This is a genomic window from Phaeobacter sp. A36a-5a, from assembly GCF_037911135.1.
Lineage (GTDB): Bacteria > Pseudomonadota > Alphaproteobacteria > Rhodobacterales > Rhodobacteraceae > Phaeobacter > Phaeobacter bryozoorum.
Map to the genome: position 1 here is coordinate 1,581,215 of NZ_JBBLYU010000001.1, position 19,567 is coordinate 1,600,781.

A 19,567-nucleotide genomic window follows, 5' to 3' on the forward strand; every position below is an offset into this window, starting at 1 on the left:
CCTTTGAAAGAGGCTGTCGAGGATTATCACCTGTCGCGCTGCGGAGTGTGCCTCCACAGTCGGTCACCAACCACGTCGCTCGCCGAGATCCAGCGCCCGTCCGGTTGCAGTTGCACACTGCCAAGGGTGCGCAGGCTATCAGCATCAAACACCCTGCAGCCCCCCACCGGTGACAGTGGGATCGCGCTGACCAGCACCGCGTCCGCCGAACAATCGCTCAGCGCTTCTGCGGCCGCCTTGCCAATCACATGGATCAGCGGCTGATCAGAGAGCGCGAGATACGCCGACACCGATTTGCCCGCAACGCTGGGCGCCGCCACCGCGATCCGCTGCCACAGCTGCGCACGCTCGGCCTGGGTTAGCAGGCTGCCGTCGTTCTCGGCCCATCGCTCGGCCGCATAGCCATGCCCTTTTGCGCGGGACAAGGCGCGGCCCTGCGCTGTCATCACGCCAACCAGCCCACCATTCGGCGCGATCAGGACCACGGGTCGGGGATGTCCGTACCAGAGCCCCGCTGCCGTCAGCAGAACCGGCAGACCAACCCAGCGCAGCCGCCCTCGCCAGAGGGCAAGCAGCAGCGCGCCGAGGGCAACCAGCGGCAACACCACGGCGGGCGGCATCTGGACCGCCCCCTGCGCGCCCTCCAGTCCGGCCACCCAATTGGCAACCGACAGGATCCAGCGGATGCCGAGGTCCATCAGCGCCAACCCGACACCGGATGCCCCGACCGGTGCGAGGCAGAGCGCCAGCACCGCCGCAGGAACCACCAACAGCCCCATAACCGGCACCGCCAGAACATTGGCCAGCAACCCGTAGTGAGACAGCATATTGAAATGCGCCGCCCCAAAGGGGGCCGTGGCAACGCCCGCAACCAGGGACGACAGCACCACCCCACCCACCATCCGCAGCCAGCGCGCGCAACCCGGCGCAACGTGATCCCGCAGCGCGCCGAAGACGACCACCAGCGCCGTTGTCGCCGCAAAACTCATCTGAAATCCGGGGCCAAGCAGGCTTTCCGGGCGGATCGCCAGGATCACCAGTGCCGCAAGCGCCACCGCCCGCAGCGACAGGGCGCGCCGATCCAGCAGCACCGCGCCCAGCATCATCGCAACCATGACATAGGCACGGGTACTGGCGACCTGCATGCCTGACAGCAGCAGGTAGGCGCTCGCCGCAAGGAGCGCACCAACCGCGGCCAATTTCTTGGCGTTTACCCGCTGCGCATAGGCCGGAACCAGCGCCATCAGCAGCCGCAGGCCGCCAAAGACGACGCCCGCCAGAAGCCCCATGTGCAGCCCTGAAATTGCCAGCAAATGTGCAAGGTTGCTGGCTCTAAGCGCCTCCAGTTCCACCTGCGGGATGGCAGAGCGATCCCCGGTGGTGATGGCCGCGGCAAAGCCACCTGTGGCTTTCGGCATCTGGTCACGGATACGGTCGGAAATCCGCTGTCTCAGCTGCTGTACGGGCAGATCAGACCGGCTCGGCTGAACGCGCAGAACCGGGACCCGAGTATAGCCAACAGCCCCCAGGCGCTGAAACCAGGCGTGCCTGCGAAAATCAAAGCCATGGGGCTCCACCGGTCCCTGCGGCGGCATCAGATGTGCGGTGGTCATGACCCGGTCGCCGATACCCGGCAGCGCGGCCCCGACCGGCAGTGACAGCCGCACCCGTGCCGGAGTGGCCCCAGCCGCCAGACGGTCCAGCACAGGCTGATCGAGGGTGATGCGCAGCCGGTCCCGGGCGGAGCGATCTATCGCGATTACCCGCCCTTCGACCGGGCCGTAATAGCGAAAGCTCAGCACCGGGGCAGCAACCGAATGGGCGCGCATCCCGGCGGCCGCAAAGCCGAGCGCGATCGTCACAATCGCCCAGCCTAGAAACACCAGCCCGTCCTGCCGGTCACCACGCCGCAACAGCAGCGCCCCACCCAGCGCAACGCCGCCCAGGCCGAAATAGTGAACTGCCACAGGTTCAAACCGCAGAGAAAAGAAAAAACCGATCCCGGTGCCGAACAGGACCGGCACCCAGGGAAACAGCTCCCCGCGCTGGGATTGCAGCAGACTGTCAAGAATGCCCAGGGCGCGCATGCTTGCTCCTTGCCTTCTGGCTCGGTAGACAGGCGACAAAACTACCCTTTCCATGGTTTCCAAAAGGTAAATCACCCCCATGTCCAAACCGGTCGTCACCCGTTTCGCCCCCTCTCCCACCGGCTATCTGCATATCGGTGGTGCGCGCACCGCGCTGTTCAACTGGCTTTATGCCCGTGGGCGCGGCGGCAAATTCCTGCTGCGTATCGAGGACACCGACCGCGAGCGCTCCAACCCCGAGGCGACCGCCGCCATTCTGCAGGGCATGGCCTGGCTGGGTCTGGATCACGATGGCGAGGTGGTCAGCCAGTTCGAAGGCGCCGAACGTCATGCCGCCGTCGCGCGTGAACTGCTTGAGGCGGGCAAGGCCTATAAGTGCTTTGCAACGCAGGACGAAATTGCCGCCTTCCGCGACCAGGCCAAGGCCGAGGGCAAATCGACGCTCTATCGCTCGCCCTGGCGAGACGCCGATGCCAGCAGCCATCCCGATGCGCCCTATGTGATCCGCATCAAGGCGCCGCAGCAGGGCAGCACCGTCATCCGAGACGAGGTTCAGGGCGATGTCACCATCAAGAACGAGCAGCTTGACGATATGATCCTGCTGCGCTCGGATGGGACGCCCGTCTACATGCTGGCCGTGGTGGTGGATGATCACGATATGGGCGTCACCCATGTCATCCGGGGCGATGACCACCTCAACAATGCCGCGCGCCAGATGATGATCTACGAAGCCATGGGCTGGGATGTTCCGGTCTGGGCCCATATCCCGCTGATCCATGGCCCTGATGGCAAGAAACTGTCCAAACGCCACGGCGCCCTCGGCGCGCAGGAATACCAGGCGATGGGCTATCCGGCTGCGGGCATGCGCAACTATCTGGCGCGTCTCGGCTGGAGCCATGGCGATGACGAATTTTTTACGGATGAGCAGGCCCGTGACTGGTTCGACCTTGACGGTATCGGCAAAAGCCCGGCACGATTTGACACCAAGAAGCTCGAAAACCTCTGTGGTCAGCACATTGCGATCAGCGATGATGCTGCGCTGCGGAATGAGCTGCAGGCCTATCTTGCCGCTGCTGGCAAGCCACAGTTAAATGACGTTCAGTCAAACGATCTTGAACGTGCGATGTATTGCCTCAAGGACCGAGCCAAGACTTTTCCGGAGCTGCTTGAAAAGGCTCATTTTATTCTGGCTTCACGCCCGCTCGATCTCGACGAGAAGGCGGCAAAGGCCCTGGCATCTGTATCCGACGGTATACTGAGTCAATTGACGCCGCAGCTGCAAAATGCTAGCTGGTCCCGAGACGATCTGGAGGCGCTTCTGAATACATTTGCAGAAGCACGGGATACCAAGTTCGGCAAACTGGCAGGCCCGTTGCGGGCAGCGCTGGCAGGCCGTGCGGTAACACCTTCAGTTTTCGATATGATGCTGATTCTGGGCCGGGACGAAACACTGGCCCGACTCGCCGACGTTGCCGACTGACCCCATCGTTAACCGCTGGGTAAGCCGGTACCGCTATGACCTCACCTGCGCGGTTGCCGTGCAGGTGCTGCCTGCACAAGGCGGGGGCCTCCCCCGCTTTCGCGCCTGTATCAGGAAGGGACATCTATGACCGATACAAAGAAAACCGCCCAGCTCAGCCTGAATGGCGAAACTTACGAGCTTCCCATTTTTTCGCCGACGACCGGGCCCGATGTTCTTGATATCCGCAAGCTCTACAGCCAGGCCGGTGTGTTCACCTATGATCCCGGTTTCACCTCGACCGCAAGCTGCGACAGCACGATCACCTATATCGACGGCGGCAAGGGTGAGCTGCTGCACCGCGGCTATCCGATTGACCAGCTGGCATCCAAGTCGCACCACCTCGAAGTCTGCTACCTGCTGCTTTATGGTGAACTGCCGACCGCAGCCCAGCTGGAAGATTTCGAGACCCGCGTGACCCGTCACACCATGGTGCATGAACAGATGCACAACTTCTTCCGCGGTTTCCGCCGCGACGCGCATCCGATGGCAACCCTGGTGGGTGTTGTGGGTGCAATGTCGGCTTTCTATCACGACTCCACCGACATCAATGACCCCTGGCAGCGTGAAGTGGCCGCGATCCGCCTGATCGCCAAACTGCCCACCATTGCTGCGATGGCCTATAAATATTCCATCGGCCAGCCGTTTGTGTATCCGCGCAACGATCTGGATTACGCGGCCAACTTCCTGCATATGTGTTTCTCGGTTCCGGCAGAAGAATATCACGTCGACCCGATCCTCGCCCGCGCGATGGACCGGATCTTCATTCTGCACGCCGATCACGAGCAGAACGCGTCGACCTCGACCGTGCGTCTGGCATCCTCGTCCGGCGCGAACCCCTTTGCCTGTATCGCTGCGGGCATCGCCTGCCTCTGGGGTCCGGCCCACGGCGGCGCCAACCAGGCCTGCCTGGAAATGCTGAAGGAAATCGGCTCCGTTGACCGGATCCCCGAATTCATCGAACGCGCCAAGGACAAGAACGATCCGTTCCGTCTGATGGGCTTTGGCCATCGGGTCTACAAGAACACCGATCCGCGCGCCAAGGTGCTGAAACAGTCCGCTGATGAGGTTCTGGAGCTGCTGGGCGTTGAAAACAACCCGCTGCTGCAGGTCGCCAAGGAACTGGAGCGCACTGCGCTCAACGATGAGTATTTCATCGAGAAGAAACTGTTCCCGAACGTCGATTTCTACTCCGGCATCATCCTTGAGGCGATGGGCTTCCCGACCTCGATGTTCACCCCGATCTTTGCGCTGTCGCGCACCGTCGGCTGGATTTCGCAGTGGAAAGAAATGATCGCGGATCCGCAGAACAAGATCGGTCGCCCGCGCCAGCTCTACCTCGGCGAAACCGCCCGCGATTACGTCGACATCGAAAAGCGCTGACCGGCAGCCGGTCTGCCCAGACCTCGCTGACCATCACAGATATGAGCCCTGCCTCCCAGGAGGCAGGGCTTTTTCATGGCCCCGACCTTGCAACCCCCAAGGCGCGCGCCCGCACCGCAGCGCGACACATCTTTTGATTGCAGGTCCGCGCCTTTCGGATAGGTCAACAATCAAAAGGTTAGGCCCGGGATGTTTCCAATGCAGAAACCTGGTTAACCCTTTTCATCGCATTTTACTCAACTACGAAGGGTTTCGATTGACCAATTTTGACCTCGGCAATAGGCATAATCGCAATTGCTAATTAAACCTTAACGGGAGACGCACCGTGCTAATGCTTATGACAATGTTGGGGGTCGGCCTGCTGGCGGGTGTGATCATCAACGATTCCGACGATTCAGACAGCAATGACTCCAACGCAGATGAAAGCGGTAACGAGGAAAACGCGACCGTGATCGAGGGCAGCGAAGGTGCCGACCTGCTGTTCGGCATCACCGGCAGCGAAAACCTGCTTGGCGGTGAGGGTGACGACAATATCGACGCACGCGGCGGTCCCGATACGATCGAAGGCGGCGCAGGCGACGACCGGCTGGACGGTGGCTCGGCAAATGACAACGTCTTTGGTGGCGATGGTGATGACACTCTCATCGGTGGCAATGGCGATGATTTCATGCGCGGCAATGCCGGTGACGACACGCTGATTGATACCCGCGGCGCGGATCATCTGGTCGGCGGTCAGGGCAATGACCTGATCATCGCCGCAGGCATTCTGGACGAAGGCGCCTATGAAGACATCGTTCAGGGCCGCGAGACGCCGACCTCCGCAGCCGAGGTCAACGCCCTGCTGAACTTTGACTACACGGCCGATCAGGACGCTGCTGGCGATACCATCAATGCCGGTGCCGGTGACGACTCCGTGCTCTTTGGTCTCAACGATACGGTGACCGGTGGCAGCGGCAACGACAGCTTCGAAACCGGAGCCTGGCTGACCGAGGATGAACAGGCGACCATTACCGATTTCACGGCGGATGATGACCGGGTGGTCTATTACTACGACGAAACCGAAGACGAGCCGGAGCTGGAGGTGATCACCCGCGCAAATGAGGACGGCGGCACCGATGCCTATCTCGTTGCAGACGGCGAGGAGGTCGTGCGCCTGATCAATGCCGGTGCCAGCTTCAACCTGGCCGAACATGTCGCCCTGGTGGCCCGCAGCAGCTGACCAGGTGATCTGCCGGGCCGGGTCAATTGATCCGGCCCGGTCCGGCAGGACCCTTGGCGCAAAAAGAAACCCGCCCCCGCGCAGTCGATGCGCATCAGGGGCGGGTTTTGCATTTCAGGAACGGCATCAGCCGATCACGGATTGCACCGTCTTAGCGGCCTTCGAACTTCGCGGGGCGTTTTTCCATAAAAGCGGTGACCCCTTCCATGAAGTCCCGGGTCTTGCCGCATTGGCCTTGCAGATGGGCCTCCTCGGACAGCTGCTCCGGCAGGCTGTTGCCATAGCCATCGCGGATCGCGCTCTTGATCGCGCCGAACGCACGGGTCGGGCCATTCGCCAGATAGGCCGCACGGGCGCGCCAATGGGCGTCAAATTCGGCGTCGGGAATGGCTTCCCAGATCATGCCCCAGTCGCTCGCCTGTTTGGCGGAGATCTTATCAGCAAACAGCGCGGCCCCCATTGCCTTGGCCATGCCCATCTGGCGCGGCATGAACCAGGTGCCGCCGGCATCCGGCATGAGGCCAATACGGGCAAAGGCCTGCATGAAATAAGCGCTCTCGGTGGCGATCACCACATCGGCGGCCAGCGCCAGATTGGCACCCGCACCCGCAGCCGGGCCGTTTACAGCGGCAATGGTGGGCACCGGGCAGTTATAGATCGCCTCCAGCATCGGGGTGTATTCATCCCGCAGCGTCCGTTCCAGATCCAGCTTGCCCTGGCTTGCGGCGTCGGACAGATCCTGCCCCGAACAGAATGACACGCCGGAACCGGTCAGGACCACCGCACGGGCCTCTTTGCCCGCGCGCTGCATCGCATGGGTGATCTCCGCCCGCGTCAGACCGGTCAGCGCGTTCATCTTTGCGGGTCGGTTCAGCGTCACAACGGCCAAGCCGTCTTCCAGCGAGAACAGAATTTCCTTGTAATCCATCAAAGGGCCTCGTGGTTAAAGGTTTTTCGCAGACTTGCCTATGCAAGCCCGCAGGAAAAGGCAAACGCCGCGTAACCTCTTACTGCAAAACCACCCGCGGGGGGGCGCTGGCCGGCGCTGTGCCGCTGCGGTTGTATGGGCGGTCCAGTCGCCCCCATCCGCGCGGCGCGTCTTGGTGGCTCAGTCTTTCAGGATGCGATCGAGCTGCGCACGTTCCTGCGCGCTAAGGCTGTCGGCGCCGGGGTCCTCCGCCTCCGGAGTGCGGCTGCGGGCGCGGATATAGCCCCCGGCCAGCAGCAGCGCCATCACCAGCATCAGCGGACCGGCGGCATAAAGCAGCCAGTTGGCACCATTTGCACGCGGGCTGAGCAACACATATTCGCCGTAGCGCTCCACGATGAAGGCCATCGCCTCGGCGTCGCTGTCACCGGCCACCAGCCGCTCGCGCACCAGCAGGCGCAGATCACGGGCCAGATCGGCATTGCTTTCGTCGATATTCTCGTTGCGGCAGACCAGACAGCGCAGATCCTTGGACAGCTCACGCGCGCGACTTTCCAGAACCGGATCATCAAGAATTTCGTCAGGTTCAACCGCCAGCGCCGGGGTGCCGGTGGCAACCATCGGAGCCAGCAGCGTCAACGCCAGCAACAGCCGGGCAAGAAACAGTCGTGTCATTCGGCGGGCACTCCTTCACGCGGGGCGCGGCGCGCCCCTGCCGCAACGCGGAAACGACGGTCACTCAGGCTCAGCAGACCACCCAAGGCCATCAACAGGCAGCCACCCCAGATCCAGTTCGCCAGCGGTTTGATATAGGTCCGTACCGTCCAGCCACCATTGGCCTGCTGGTCGCCGATCACCACATAGAGATCGCGCAGGAACCGGTAGTCTATCGCCGCCTCGGTGGTCGGCATCCGCGACACCGGATACTCACGCTTCTCCGGGTTCAGCAGCGCCACGAACCGCCCTGCCCGGGTCACTTCGATATCCGCCATGGTGCTGAAATAATTCGGCCCCTGCACCCGGCGGACGGCCTGCAGCTCCAGCGTATAGGCGCCGACGTCGAAGGGCCGGTTCACCTCGGCCACGCGAATGTCTTCGTCCTGCCAGGCGGTCAGCCCGGCGATGGCAAAGATCGTGACCCCCAGACCGGCATGGGCCAGCGCCTTGCCCCAATCCGCACGCGGCAGGCGCAACAGACGCTGCCAGCGCCCGGTCGCGCTGCCCCGCAGCCAGAGGTCAGCAAAGGCGCCAACCACGATCCACACCCCGAGGAACAGCCCGATTGGCCCCAGGCCGGACCGGCCGGTCTGCATCGCCCAGGCCAGCACGCCAAACGCCAGCGCCAGCGCAAAGACAAAACGCAGCCGCCAGGCCGTGCGCGCCAGAAGGCCGCGTTTCCACGGCAGCATCGCACCCACCGGCAGGATCGCGCCGAGCACCACCATGAAGGGGGTGAAGGCTGCGTTGAAGAACGGCGGACCCACACTCAGCTTGCGATCAAAGGCCATCTCCGCCACCACCGGCCAGAGCGTGCCGAAGAAGACGACAAAACAGCTCACCGCCAGCAGGATGTTATTGGCCACCAGCGCGGTCTCGCGGCTGACGAGGCCAAAGACCCCCTTGGCCTGCATCGCCTGCGCACGCAGCGCAAACAGCAGCAGCGCGCCACCGGTGAAAATCGCCAGAATATAGAGGATGAACACCCCGCGCTCCGGGTCGCTGGCAAAGGCATGGACCGAGGTCAGCAGGCCGGATCGCACGATAAACGTGCCAATCAGCGAAAAGCCAAAGGCAAGAATCGCCAGCAGGATGGTCCAGCTTTTCAGGGCTTCGCGCTTTTCCACCACGATGGCGGAATGCAGCAGCGCTGCCGCCAGCAGCCAGGGCATGAAGGAGGCATTTTCCACCGGATCCCAGAACCAGAAGCCGCCCCAGCCCAGCTCGTAATAGGCCCACCAGGACCCCAGCGCGATACCGATGGTGAGAAAGATCCAGGCCGCCAAGGTCCAGGGCCTGACCCAGCGCCCCCACGCGGCGTCAATCCGCCCCTCGATCAGCGCCGCCACGGCAAAGGAAAACGCCATGCTCAGGCCGACATAGCCGAGGTAGAGGAACGGCGGATGAAAGGCGAGACCAGGGTCCTGCAACAAGGGGTTCAGCCCCTGCCCGTCAAACGGCGGCACCGCAAGGCGCAGGAACGGGTTTGAGGTAAACAGGATGAAGGCAAAGAACGCCACGCCAATCGCCGCCTGTACTGACAGCACCCGGGCCTTCAGCGTTGGCGGCAGGCCATTGCCAAAGACCGAGGCCACGGCGCCAAACAGGCTGACAATCAGCACCCAGAGCAGCATCGACCCTTCGTGATTGCCCCAGGTGCCGGAGATTTTGTAAAGCATCGGCTTGGCGGAATGGCTGTTCAGCGCCACCAGCCGCAGCGAGAAATCCGACGTGATAAAGGCCCACATCAACGCCCCAAAGGAAAAGGCGGTAAAGAAGAACTGCGCCTGCGCCGCAGGCTCGGCCACCGACATCCAGCCGGGCCAGCGGAAATGGGCGCCAACCAAGGGCACCACCATCTGCACGGTGGCAATCACAAAGGCAAGGATGAGGGCGAAGTGACCGAGTTCTGTAATCATAGCCTATCTATAGGGCGATCCGGCAAGGTCGCCAATCGCAATCGGCGCGTCCTCACGCCGCAGTGTGCGCTGTTCTGAGGGCACAGGCATCGCGTACACCACCCCTGTCACCTGGCTGCTCGGGAGAGGGCCATCCAGTCCTCCAGCGCTGGATTTTCAACGAGATCATAATCACTTGCGTCGACATCACCATGCAGCACCGGTGAGTTTGCCGATGCCGGGGCCTGAGGGTCAGCGCGGCGCAGCGCGTCGATCCGGGCGACATTCGCCGCGACCGCTGGAACCTGCGCGAGGCTTTCGGCGATCTCGCGCTGGAACCCCTGGCTCTTGAGCTGCTGGCGTGCCCCGAAATAGAAGGAGACAATCACCCCCAGCAACCACCACAGCGGCTCCGGGACCAGCGCCAGTCCCTGCATTCGGGCCGCAAACCACACGGGATCCACCATCGCCGAGCCGAGCAGCGCCAGCGTCGAGAGCGCCAGCAAGGGCCGCGGCAGCCGGTTCAGCCCGTCCATCCAGCGATCGAACCAGCCTCTGGGCGCGCCGCCGCCGCCACGGGCAAATTCCGCCGCCAGCTGGGCCAGCGCATCTGCGCGGCGCGCCTGATCCCGCTCCGCACCGGCTTCGGCGTTCTCGCGAAACACCTCCAGCGTTTCGACAACGACATTCCGCTCCCGGCCGAACAGGCCCCGCAGCACATCCGCAATCAGCCCCATGTCGCCACCCGTGCCTGAAATTCTGCCGGGCTGAGGTGATATTGCGGCGAGATGAAGCTTTCGGCCCGCAGGATCCAGCCACCCTTGCCGCCCTTGCGGGTTCGGGCATATTTGCGGCTGGCCGGACGCCGGTCGGCAATGCGAAAGTAATAGTTCCGCCGGGCCACGCCATAGGCGTCCCGCAGCGCAACGCGGCCGATCTTGGCCGCCGCGCGGGCCGCCGTGGCGGTCTGCGGGCCGATCCGCCCATCCACTGCCAGCTCATAGCCCATCTGCACCAGCAGGCGCTGCAAAATCCGCACCGCATTGGCGCCGGCATTTACATACATGTCAAAGACCGAGGGCTGAAGCACCTCCGGCAGCGCCGCAATCCGGGGCCGGTCGAAGTAATGCCGGATGTAGAGATCCACCGCCTGCGCCTCGCTGACAGCCGCGACATCCGCCTTGTCGATGTCACCATCGCCGGTCAGATCCATGCCGAGGCGCTGGAGCGTGCCGAGGGTCACACCGTGTTTGGTGGCGCCGCCGGGATCATCCGGGTCGTCCACATAGCCGCCTTCGCGGGCAATGATTTCCTGAGCGATGGCTTTGATGTCCTGCATGGGTCAGTCCCTTTGATTGGTTCGGGACACCAGCATGACAATGAAAAATGAGCGCACCCGGACCTCGGCGCGCGCTCGGATCGCAACACCCGATCCGAGCGCGTGATCGGGTGTCAAGACAACTGGAGGATCAGCTCTCCGGGGCCTGATACACGCCTTGTTCCTTTAGCGCGTCCATGACCTCTTTCGGCATATAGGTCTCATCATGTTTGGCAAGTATTTCAGAGGCTTCAAACACGCCATTGATGTAGCGTCCGGTGCCGACCATACCCTGGTTCTCAGAGAACAGATCCGGCAGCACACCGGTATAGGTGACCGGGACCGAGGCGCCGCCATCCGTCACCACAAAGCGCAGGGTCTCGCCCTGACCACGCACGATGCTGCCCTCCTCGACCAGCCCGCCGATGCGAAAGACCTCGCTTGCCTCCGGTGGCGCCGCAATCACCTGGCTGGGCGAGCGGAAGAAATTGATGCCGTCGCGCATGGCGTAGCCAATCAACGCCGTCGCCACCACCAGCGCCACAGTTGTGAGCGCGATGATCTGGATACGGCGTTGTTTCTTCAGTGACTTCATCGGAGCCTCTTGGGTGCGGTCCGGCGCCGGAGGGCGCCAGACAATCGGGTATCAGGGGAACAGCGGCGCCATCATCAGCCCCGTGGTTTCCTCTTCACCTAACATCAGGTTGGCGTTCTGCAAGGCTTGCCCGCTGCTACCTTTTGTCAGGTTATCAAGTGCCGCAACGATGATGGCGCGGCCTTCGATGCGGTCTGCAGCGACCCCGATGTGGCAGAAGTTGGAGCCACGGACATGCCGCGTGGAGGGCGCCTCACCAAAGGGCAGCAGCTCGATGAAGGGCTCATCCGCATAAGCGCTGGCAAAGGTCTGATGGATCGTCTGCGCGTCTCCTTTGACATAGACGGTGGCCAGAATGCCGCGGTTGGCCGGCACCAGATGCGGGGTGAACTGCACCTTGACCGGGCGGCCTGCGATCTTGGAAAACTCCTGGTCAAACTCGCCCAGATGGCGGTGCGTGCCACCGATGGCATAGCCGTGGTACCCTTCGCTCAGCTCGGCGTGCAGCAGGTTTTCCTTCAGGCTGCGGCCAGCGCCGGAAACGGCGCATTTCAGGTCCAGAATGATGTCATCGAGATCAATCACCCCGGCCGCGATCAGCGGGCGCAGCGCGAACTGGCCAGTGGCCGCATTACAGCCAGTGCCGGCCACCAGCCGCGCGGATCTGATTCCCTCGCGGTAGAATTCGGTCAGGCCATAGACCGCCTCTTTCTGCTGCGCCAGCGCGGCATGGGGGTTGCCGTACCATTTTTCATATTCCGCAGGATCGCGCAGCCGGAAATCCGCCGACAGATCCACGATCTTCAGATCCTGCGGCAGGGCGGCAATCACGTCCTGGCTGGTCTTATGCGGCAGCGCGCAGAAACACAGGTCGATGCCCGCAAAGTCGATTTCGTCAATCTTGCAGAGCACCGGCAGATCCATATGGCGCAGATGCGGGAACACCTCGGCCATGGTCATGCCTGCCTTGCGGTCGGCAGAGAGGGCGACAATTTCGATCATGGGGTGCTGATCAATCAGCCGCACCAGTTCAGCGCCGGTGTAACCGGAGGCGCCCAGAATAGCTACTTTATGGGTCATCATGGACCTCTTTGAAACGAGGGAAGAACGAGATGCCGCGTCGAGATTGCGGCAGTGATAGCAAAGACGGTGGTGACCAGAGTTGCGGCAGATCAAACAATCGCCGAAATCCGCTCACCGGCGCGGCTCAGGCCGCCTGAAAGATCATCTCTCGTCGCAAGAACTGCGTGGCGCGATCGCTGACGCGGCTCGGCACACCGGTGGTGTAGAACCCGCCCTGCCCCGAGCCCATCATATGGGGATGACGCTCCAGATAGTCGGCAAGGCTCTCGGCCACCAGTTTGCCCTGGCTGAACACCTGAACCCCGTCGCCCAGAGCCGCCTGAAAGATATCTTCCATCAGCGGGTAATGGGTGCAGCCAAGGATCGCCGCCTGCGGCTGTGGCATCTTGCGCTTCAGCGCATCGACATGGCTGCGCACCAGCGCCTCGGCAAGGATCATGTCGCCGTCTTCGATGGCATCCACAACACCACCGCAGGCCTGCGCCTCGACATCGACGCCGATGGCGCGGAACGCTAGTTCACGCTGGAACGCGCGGCTGGAGACGGTGGCGGGCGTTGCAAACAGCGCGACATGTTTCACCGCAACTTCGCGCGGCGGCGAATTGTCGCCCCACTGCCGCTCGGTCAGCGCTTCGATGAGAGGGACAAACACACCCAGCACGCGCTTGCCCTCGGGCAGCCCGCCTTCCTGCATCCGGCGCAGCGCCGCCGCCGAGGCGGTGTTGCAGGCCAGAATGACCAGATCGCAGCCCTTCGACCACATGTCTTCAACTGCGGCCTTGGTCAGCTGGTAAATGTCTTCGGCATCGCGCACGCCATAGGGCGCATGGGCGCTGTCCGCGTAGTAGAGGAAGTCCACATCCGGCAGCCGCTCCTGCGCGGCATTCAGAACCGTCAGCCCGCCAAGGCCGGAATCAAAGATACCTACAGCCATCTGTCTCTCTCGCTCACCGCTCAGGCGCGGTGTTTCTCCTCAAACTCATACCCATAGTCATAGGATTTGAGTGGTTTCGGAGACAGCTCATACGTGGCTTTGCGCAGGAAATCCATCATTGCTTTTGCGTCACCTGCCAGCGGATCGAGGATCTCGCGCCCGATCGGGCTGCCGATGGCGACCCGGACCGGCGTATCCACCCGTTTGCGAAACTCCTTGATCAACAGGCCCATACGCAGAGTCGGGTGGACATGGCTGGCGATCTGGAACAGCCGGGAGGTATGCCCGTCGAAGTAGATCGGCACCACAACCGCGCGAGATTTGGCGATCATCCGCGCAGTAAAGCCACGCCAGACCGGATCCATCGGCGGCACCATCGGCCGCAGAAAGGGCCGCGCGGCGGTGGACACTGTGCCGCCCGGAAAGATGCCGATCGCGCCGCCCTGACCCAGATAGTCCAGTGCGGTCTTGCGGGTCTCCAGATTGGTCTTCAGTGCCGCCTTGGTTTCGGCAAAATCAATCGGCAGGATAACGCGGGACAGATCGTCGGCCTTGCGAAACACCTGATGCGCCAGAATGCGGAAATCGCCCCGCGCCTCGGACAGGATATGCCCCAGCATCAGACCATCCAGAATACCGTAGGGATGATTGGCGATCACCACCACCGGCTGATCCTTCGGGATATTGGCAAGCGTGCCTCCCAGCAGCTCCAGCTGCAGCCCGTAGCGGTCGCGCATGACAGTCCAGAAGCTCTGCCCGGCGGCGACATCCGCCTCATAGCCTTCGGCACGTTTGATCAGCTGTAGCCGCCCGGTGGCATTCTCCATCACCCGGATCATCGCCCGTCCCGGCCGGGTCTGGGCGGAATGCGCATAAGAGAGATCTCGTGCGCTGCGCATCGCCTCACGTCGTGATCCAGTGTCTCTGGCATAGCTGTTCATGTTGCCGGGCGTGCTGCGGATGGACGACATAGCGAGCCTCGTGGTCTCAGTCTCTGGTTTACGCAGGGGCAACCAGCCCCCCGCTCAGGCTATAGGGCCTGCGCCCCGGTCTACACAACCAGGGTAACGGCGATGCGACAGCGGGTTGGCAATCTGTGTCTTTCCGGTTCCAGATCCCCCGGATCAACGACAAAGGGCGCCCCCGATCCGACCGGTGACGCCCTTCCGAAGTGGTCTGGCCTAACTGGCTCGGCCAGAACGACCGCCAGCAACGGCCCGCGTTATTCCGCGGCCGTCTTCAACTCGCTGCCGCCCTGACGCAATGCGGCCAGCAGTTCCTCGCGGCGTTTGGCGGCCTTGGTCTCGTTGGCCTGTTTCACCGGACCAAAGCCGCGGATTTCCAGCGGCAATTCCGCCAGCGCAATCAGCGGCGCCATGATCTCATGCGATGCCTTGGGCAGCCATTCCTTCATGTCGGCCTCATACTGGCTGATCAGCGCCCGCTCCATCTTGCGCTCGGCGGTATAGCCAAACACATCCAGCGGCGTGCCACGCAGGCCTTTGAACTTTGCCAACAGCCGCAGCCAGCGTTCCAGACCCGGACCAAACTTGCGCTTTTTCGGGCGCCCGTTGGGATCGGTGCCAGTCAGCATCGGCGGCGCGAGGTTGTAGGAGATCTTCAGATCGCCCTCGAACTCGGCCTCGGCTTTCTCACGGCTCGACAGCAACAGCCGCGCCACCTCATATTCATCCTTGTAGGACAACAGTTTGTGGTAGCCCTTGGCCACAGCTTCCTTCAGCGCCTTGTCAGAAATGCCGTCCAGCATCCTGCCATAGCGCTTGGCCAGCCGCGGCCCCTGATAATCGACCAGCTGGGCACTGCGGAAGGCGATCTGATCCTCCAATGTCTTGGGCAGTTCGACCACATTGGGGGCAATCAGCTTCTGCACCTCCTGCGGATATAGCACCGCCCAGCGACCGATATCAAAGGCGCGCAGATTGCGCTCAACCGCAGCCCCATTGAGGGTGATCGCCTCGCGAATGGCCTCCAGGCTGATCGGCAGCAGACCGCGCTGCCAGGCGGCGCCAAAGATCATCATGTTGGAGAAGATCGAGTCGCCCATGCTGGCGCGCGCCAGTTCGGAGGCGTCAAAAAGATCCAGACGATCCCGCAGACGGGCCTCAAGCGCGACCTGAAGCCGATCACTCGGGATCTGGAAATCCGTGTCGCGGGTGAAATCACCGGTGATGATCTCATGGCTGTTCACCACCGCACCGCTCTTGCCGGTTTTCATCAACCCGATGGTTTTTGCCCCGGCAGACACAACCAGATCGCCGCCGATCAGCGCATCACATTCGCCAGTGGCCACGCGGATGGCGCTGATGTCTTCGGGTCTGTTGGCAATGCGGCAGTGGATATGCACCGCGCCGCCTTTCTGGGCGAGACCGGCCATCTCCATCATGCCAGCGCCCTTGCCATCAATCTGCGCGGCCTGCGCCAGCACGGCACCGATGGTGACAACGCCGGTGCCACCGACGCCGGTTATCACCACGTTGTGGGTGCCATTGATGCTCGGCAGCTCAGGTGTGGGCAGGTCCGGCAGGTCCAGTGCGGCGGTCGGCTCCTTGCGGATCTTTGCCCCTTCGATGGTCAGGAATGACGGGCAGAAGCCTTTGACGCAGCTGAAATCCTTGTTGCAGGACGATTGATCAATGGCGCGTTTGCGGCCCAGTTCGGTTTCCTTCGGCACGATGGAAACGCAGTTCGATTGCACCCCGCAGTCACCGCAGCCCTCGCAGACGTCGGAGTTGATGAACACGCGCATGTCGGGATCGGGGAACAGGCCCTTCTTGCGACGGCGGCGTTTTTCGGCGGCGCAGGTTTGAATGTAGATGATGGCGGAGACGCCTTCGACCTTCTCAAACTCCTTCTGTACCACCATCAGCTCCGCACGCTCATGCATCCGCATACCTGCCGGGAACAGCTTGGCGTCAACGTCTTCCTTTTCGTCATAGACCACCGCGATGGTTTTCACGCCCATCGCCGTCAGCTCATGCGCGATCTGCTGGGCGGTCAGCCCGCCCTCGGCCTCTTGTCCGCCGGTCATGGCGACCGCGTCATTATAGAGGATCTTGAAGGTGATATTGGTGCCTTCGGCCAGCGCCGCGCGAATGGCCTGCACGCCGGAGTGGTTGTAGGTGCCGTCGCCAAGGTTCTGGAACACGTGCTTGCGGTTGGAGAACGGCGCCTCGCCGACCCAGTTCACGCCCTCGCCGCCCATATGGGTGAATCCAGTGGTCTCGCGGTCCATCCACTGCACCATGAAATGGCAGCCAATCCCGGCATAGGCGCGGGAGCCATCCGGCAGCTTGGTCGAGGAGTTATGCGGACAGCCCGAGCAGAAATAGGGCAGACGGGCAGCGATTTCCTCGGCGTTGTCGGCACGCTTCGCCTCATCCAGCGCCGAGAGACCAGCACGGATCGCCTCGGTCTCGCGGCCCTCTTCGATCAGGATCTGGCCGAGCTTTTCGGCAATCATGATCGGGTCGAGCGCATATTTCGTCGGGAACAGCTCGTCGCGGTGCATCCCGCCTGCGCCGCCCTTGTACCAGCCGTAGACGCGGCGGCCCTTGCGCTCGTCAAACAGGGCTTCCTTGATCTGGATCTCGATCAGCTTGCGCTTTTCCTCGACCACAACGATCAGGTCCAGATCTTCGGCCCAGGCGTTGAACCCCTTCATGTCCAGAGGCCAGGTCTGGCCAACCTTATAGGTTGTAATCCCCAGCCGTTCGGCCATGGTCTCGTCGATGTTGAGCAGCGACATCGCGTGGACCAGATCCAGCCAGTTCTTGCCCGCCGCGACAAAGCCGATCTTGGCGCCCGGCTTGCCCCACATGCGCTTGTCCATCTTGTTGGCGTGGCTGAAAGCCTCCGCCGCAAAGCGCTTGTAGTCGATGATCCGGTTTTCCTGACGGAAACGATCATCATCCAGACGAATGTTCAGGCCATCGGCCGGCATGTCGAACTCCGGCGTGACCAGCTGCATGCGGTCCGGGTTGCCATCGACGACCGATGTCACCTCGATCGTGTCCTTCATGGTTTTCAGACCAACCCACAGCCCCGAAAAGCGGCTGAGCGCAATGCCGTAGATCCCGTAATCAAGGATTTCCTGCACGCCAGCCGGGCTGACGATGGGCAGGTAACAATCCATCAGCGACCATTCCGACTGATGCAGCACGGTGGAGCTTTCGCCGGTGTGGTCATCGCCCATCGCCATCAACACGCCGCCATATTTCGACGAGCCGGCCATATTAGCATGGCGGATGGCATCGCCAGAGCGATCGACCCCCGGCCCCTTGCCGTACCACAGGCCAAAAACGCCGTCATATTTGCCCTCGCCACGCACCTCGGCCTGCTGGGCACCCCAAAGGGCGGTCACGGCGAGATCCTCGTTCAGACCGAATTGAAAGGTGACATCGCTTGCGGTCAGATGTTTTTCCGCCCGCTTCATCTGCATGTCGACAGCGCCAAGCGGCGAGCCGCGATAGCCTGTCACCAGACCAGCCGTGTTCAGCCCCGCCGCCTTATCCCGGTGTTTCTGCATCAGCATCAGACGCACCAGCGCCTGGGTGCCATTCAGCATCACCGGTGATTTTGTCAGATCGAATTTGTCGTTCAGAGAAATCTTCTGCGTGCTCATCCTGGGCCTCCCCAACCTCGATTAGCTTGCACTTCTTGGCGATATATTAGGTCATAATTGCTGACCTGTATACTGTTTTCTGCCGGAATATGTTTCTGACCGCCCTATCAAATTGAAAGTTTCGATACATTTCATATAGGCTACATCAGAGGCATCGAAAGTGACGGGTATGGATTGGGATAAGCTTAGAATATTTCACGCGGTGGCGGACGCAGGCAGCCTCACCCATGCAGGCGACAAGCTGAACCTGTCGCAATCGGCAGTCAGCCGACAGATTCGCGCATTGGAAGAGAGTCTGAGCTCGACGCTGTTTCACCGCCACGCGCGGGGGTTGATTCTCACCGAACAGGGGGAGCTGCTGTTTGACGCGACGAAATCGATGTCAAAACGGCTGGAAGCCGCCTCTGCCCGCATTCGCGACAGCGAGGAAGAGGTGTTTGGCGAATTGCGCGTTACCACCACCTTTGGCTTCGGCACTCTGTGGCTGGCGCCGCGCCTGACCAAGCTTTATGAACATTACCCCGATCTCAAGATCGACCTGATGCTGGAGGAGCGGGTTCTTGACCTGCCCATGCGCGAGGCCGATGTGGCGATCCGCATGAAGGAGCCGAGCCAGGCCGACCTGATCCGCAAGCGGCTGATGACGGTGCAGATGAAGCTTTATGCTTCCCGTGCATATGTCGAACGCAACGGCGCGCCGGAACAGGCGGAGGATATCGCAGATCACCGGCTGATCTGCCAGAACCCGCGCTCGGCGCAGGTTGGCTCCGCGGCTGTCCTGGTACAGAAACTGATGACCTATAACCCCTCTTCGCTGCTCACCGTGAACAATTACTTCGGTGTCTTGCAGGGCGTTATCCACGATCTGGGCATTGGCGTTCTGCCCGATTACGTGACCGAGGACTTCCCGGATCTGGTGCCGGTGCTTCAGGAAGAGGATACCAGCGACGTGCCGGTCTACCTCGCCTACCCGGAAGAATTGCGCCACTCCCGGCGGATTTCCGCATTCCGCGATTTCGTCCAGAATGAGATTATTGCACATCGCAAGCACATGAAAGAACTGGGCAAAATCTAGCCAGACCCGAGCCATGCGCACAGCGCATAGCGGCCTTGCCATTTTCCGGGTCTGTTAACTCTTGATCGAGGCGCGCTGCCCCCCTAAATCACATCTCGAAGGCAGCGACGCTGTCGCCCTTCATACCTCCCTGTTGGACTTCGGCCGAGCTTAGTGCTCGGCCTTTTTT

The 19,567-nt window shown here is 62.0% G+C and carries 15 protein-coding genes; 4 read left to right on the forward strand and 11 right to left on the reverse strand.

The window, feature by feature from the left end; translation table 11 throughout:
- Nucleotides 1-26 precede the first annotated feature (26 nt).
- The gene (locus tag WLQ66_RS07375) at nucleotides 27-2,087 is read right to left on the reverse strand and encodes a ComEC/Rec2 family competence protein (RefSeq protein WP_340545698.1); all 2,061 of its coding nucleotides are present in this window, start codon (nucleotides 2,085-2,087) and stop codon (nucleotides 27-29) included.
- Nucleotides 2,088-2,166: 79 nt separating this feature from the next.
- Here WLQ66_RS07375 and gltX point away from each other — a divergent pair, with 79 nt between their 5' ends.
- The 3 genes from gltX to WLQ66_RS07390 all read left to right on the forward strand — a co-directional run bounded on the left by gltX (nucleotide 2,167) and on the right by WLQ66_RS07390 (nucleotide 6,208).
- Nucleotides 2,167-3,567, forward strand: a complete 1,401-nt coding sequence (gene gltX / locus WLQ66_RS07380; RefSeq protein ID WP_340545699.1) for a glutamate--tRNA ligase — start codon at nucleotides 2,167-2,169, stop codon at nucleotides 3,565-3,567.
- A 126-nt stretch (nucleotides 3,568-3,693) separates the two neighbouring features.
- Nucleotides 3,694-4,989 (forward strand): citrate synthase, encoded by a 1,296-nt coding sequence (locus tag WLQ66_RS07385; protein ID WP_340545700.1) that lies wholly within the window; start codon nucleotides 3,694-3,696, stop codon nucleotides 4,987-4,989.
- 331 nt (nucleotides 4,990-5,320) lie between these two features.
- A complete protein-coding gene (locus WLQ66_RS07390) occupies nucleotides 5,321-6,208 on the forward strand; it encodes a calcium-binding protein (protein ID WP_340545701.1) in 888 nt (295 codons plus the stop codon).
- A gap of 151 nt (nucleotides 6,209-6,359) precedes the next feature.
- Here WLQ66_RS07390 and WLQ66_RS07395 read toward each other — a convergent pair whose 3' ends face one another.
- The 10 genes from WLQ66_RS07395 to WLQ66_RS07440 all read right to left on the reverse strand — a co-directional run bounded on the left by WLQ66_RS07395 (nucleotide 6,360) and on the right by WLQ66_RS07440 (nucleotide 18,323).
- Nucleotides 6,360-7,136 (reverse strand): enoyl-CoA hydratase-related protein, encoded by a 777-nt coding sequence (locus tag WLQ66_RS07395; RefSeq protein WP_340545702.1) that lies wholly within the window; start codon nucleotides 7,134-7,136, stop codon nucleotides 6,360-6,362.
- Between the two features lie 180 nt (nucleotides 7,137-7,316).
- Nucleotides 7,317-7,811 (reverse strand): cytochrome c-type biogenesis protein, encoded by a 495-nt coding sequence (locus WLQ66_RS07400; RefSeq protein ID WP_340545703.1) that lies wholly within the window; start codon nucleotides 7,809-7,811, stop codon nucleotides 7,317-7,319.
- On the reverse strand, nucleotides 7,808-9,772 hold the full coding sequence (locus WLQ66_RS07405) for a heme lyase CcmF/NrfE family subunit (protein WP_340545704.1): 1,965 nt from the start codon (nucleotides 9,770-9,772) through the stop codon (nucleotides 7,808-7,810). Before WLQ66_RS07405 ends, WLQ66_RS07400 begins: the two co-directional genes overlap by 4 nt.
- A gap of 107 nt (nucleotides 9,773-9,879) precedes the next feature.
- Nucleotides 9,880-10,488 (reverse strand): holin family protein, encoded by a 609-nt coding sequence (locus tag WLQ66_RS07410; protein ID WP_340545705.1) that lies wholly within the window; start codon nucleotides 10,486-10,488, stop codon nucleotides 9,880-9,882.
- On the reverse strand, nucleotides 10,479-11,090 hold the full coding sequence (locus tag WLQ66_RS07415) for a holin-associated N-acetylmuramidase (RefSeq protein WP_340545706.1): 612 nt from the start codon (nucleotides 11,088-11,090) through the stop codon (nucleotides 10,479-10,481). The genes WLQ66_RS07410 and WLQ66_RS07415 overlap by 10 nt, the downstream gene beginning before the upstream one ends.
- A gap of 130 nt (nucleotides 11,091-11,220) precedes the next feature.
- A complete protein-coding gene (ccmE, locus tag WLQ66_RS07420; RefSeq protein WP_340545707.1) occupies nucleotides 11,221-11,664 on the reverse strand; it encodes a cytochrome c maturation protein CcmE in 444 nt (147 codons plus the stop codon).
- Between the two features lie 51 nt (nucleotides 11,665-11,715).
- Nucleotides 11,716-12,744 (reverse strand): N-acetyl-gamma-glutamyl-phosphate reductase, encoded by a 1,029-nt coding sequence (gene argC / locus WLQ66_RS07425; protein ID WP_340545708.1) that lies wholly within the window; start codon nucleotides 12,742-12,744, stop codon nucleotides 11,716-11,718.
- 127 nt (nucleotides 12,745-12,871) lie between these two features.
- A complete protein-coding gene (locus WLQ66_RS07430) occupies nucleotides 12,872-13,681 on the reverse strand; it encodes a glutamate racemase (RefSeq protein ID WP_340545709.1) in 810 nt (269 codons plus the stop codon).
- 20 nt (nucleotides 13,682-13,701) lie between these two features.
- Nucleotides 13,702-14,622: a lysophospholipid acyltransferase family protein gene (locus tag WLQ66_RS07435; protein ID WP_340546321.1), complete on the reverse strand. Its 921-nt coding sequence runs from the start codon at nucleotides 14,620-14,622 to the stop codon at nucleotides 13,702-13,704.
- 281 nt (nucleotides 14,623-14,903) lie between these two features.
- Nucleotides 14,904-18,323, reverse strand: a complete 3,420-nt coding sequence (locus tag WLQ66_RS07440) for an indolepyruvate ferredoxin oxidoreductase family protein (RefSeq protein ID WP_340545710.1) — start codon at nucleotides 18,321-18,323, stop codon at nucleotides 14,904-14,906.
- Between the two features lie 169 nt (nucleotides 18,324-18,492).
- On the opposite strand from WLQ66_RS07440, the gene WLQ66_RS07445 reads away from it, so the two are divergent.
- Nucleotides 18,493-19,398 (forward strand): LysR family transcriptional regulator, encoded by a 906-nt coding sequence (locus WLQ66_RS07445; RefSeq protein WP_340545711.1) that lies wholly within the window; start codon nucleotides 18,493-18,495, stop codon nucleotides 19,396-19,398.
- The last annotated feature ends 169 nt before the right edge of the window (nucleotides 19,399-19,567 follow it).

What these genes read in the sequence shown, in the direction of transcription:
- WLQ66_RS07440 (WP_340545710.1), bottom strand. Translation starts at nt 18,323, where the DNA reads ATGAGCACGCAGAAGATTTCTCTGAACGACAAATTCGATCTGACAAAA.
- WLQ66_RS07400 (WP_340545703.1), bottom strand. Translation starts at nt 7,811, where the DNA reads ATGACACGACTGTTTCTTGCCCGGCTGTTGCTGGCGTTGACGCTGCTG.
- WLQ66_RS07375 (WP_340545698.1), bottom strand. Translation starts at nt 2,087, where the DNA reads ATGCGCGCCCTGGGCATTCTTGACAGTCTGCTGCAATCCCAGCGCGGG.
- WLQ66_RS07405 (WP_340545704.1), bottom strand. Translation starts at nt 9,772, where the DNA reads ATGATTACAGAACTCGGTCACTTCGCCCTCATCCTTGCCTTTGTGATT.
- WLQ66_RS07395 (WP_340545702.1), bottom strand. Translation starts at nt 7,136, where the DNA reads ATGGATTACAAGGAAATTCTGTTCTCGCTGGAAGACGGCTTGGCCGTT.
- WLQ66_RS07430 (WP_340545709.1), bottom strand. Translation starts at nt 13,681, where the DNA reads ATGGCTGTAGGTATCTTTGATTCCGGCCTTGGCGGGCTGACGGTTCTG.
- WLQ66_RS07390 (WP_340545701.1), top strand. Translation starts at nt 5,321, where the DNA reads ATGCTTATGACAATGTTGGGGGTCGGCCTGCTGGCGGGTGTGATCATC.
- WLQ66_RS07385 (WP_340545700.1), top strand. Translation starts at nt 3,694, where the DNA reads ATGACCGATACAAAGAAAACCGCCCAGCTCAGCCTGAATGGCGAAACT.
- gltX (WP_340545699.1), top strand. Translation starts at nt 2,167, where the DNA reads ATGTCCAAACCGGTCGTCACCCGTTTCGCCCCCTCTCCCACCGGCTAT.
- argC (WP_340545708.1), bottom strand. Translation starts at nt 12,744, where the DNA reads ATGACCCATAAAGTAGCTATTCTGGGCGCCTCCGGTTACACCGGCGCT.
- ccmE (WP_340545707.1), bottom strand. Translation starts at nt 11,664, where the DNA reads ATGAAGTCACTGAAGAAACAACGCCGTATCCAGATCATCGCGCTCACA.
- WLQ66_RS07445 (WP_340545711.1), top strand. Translation starts at nt 18,493, where the DNA reads ATGGATTGGGATAAGCTTAGAATATTTCACGCGGTGGCGGACGCAGGC.
- WLQ66_RS07415 (WP_340545706.1), bottom strand. Translation starts at nt 11,090, where the DNA reads ATGCAGGACATCAAAGCCATCGCTCAGGAAATCATTGCCCGCGAAGGC.
- WLQ66_RS07410 (WP_340545705.1), bottom strand. Translation starts at nt 10,488, where the DNA reads ATGGGGCTGATTGCGGATGTGCTGCGGGGCCTGTTCGGCCGGGAGCGG.
- WLQ66_RS07435 (WP_340546321.1), bottom strand. Translation starts at nt 14,622, where the DNA reads ATGAACAGCTATGCCAGAGACACTGGATCACGACGTGAGGCGATGCGC.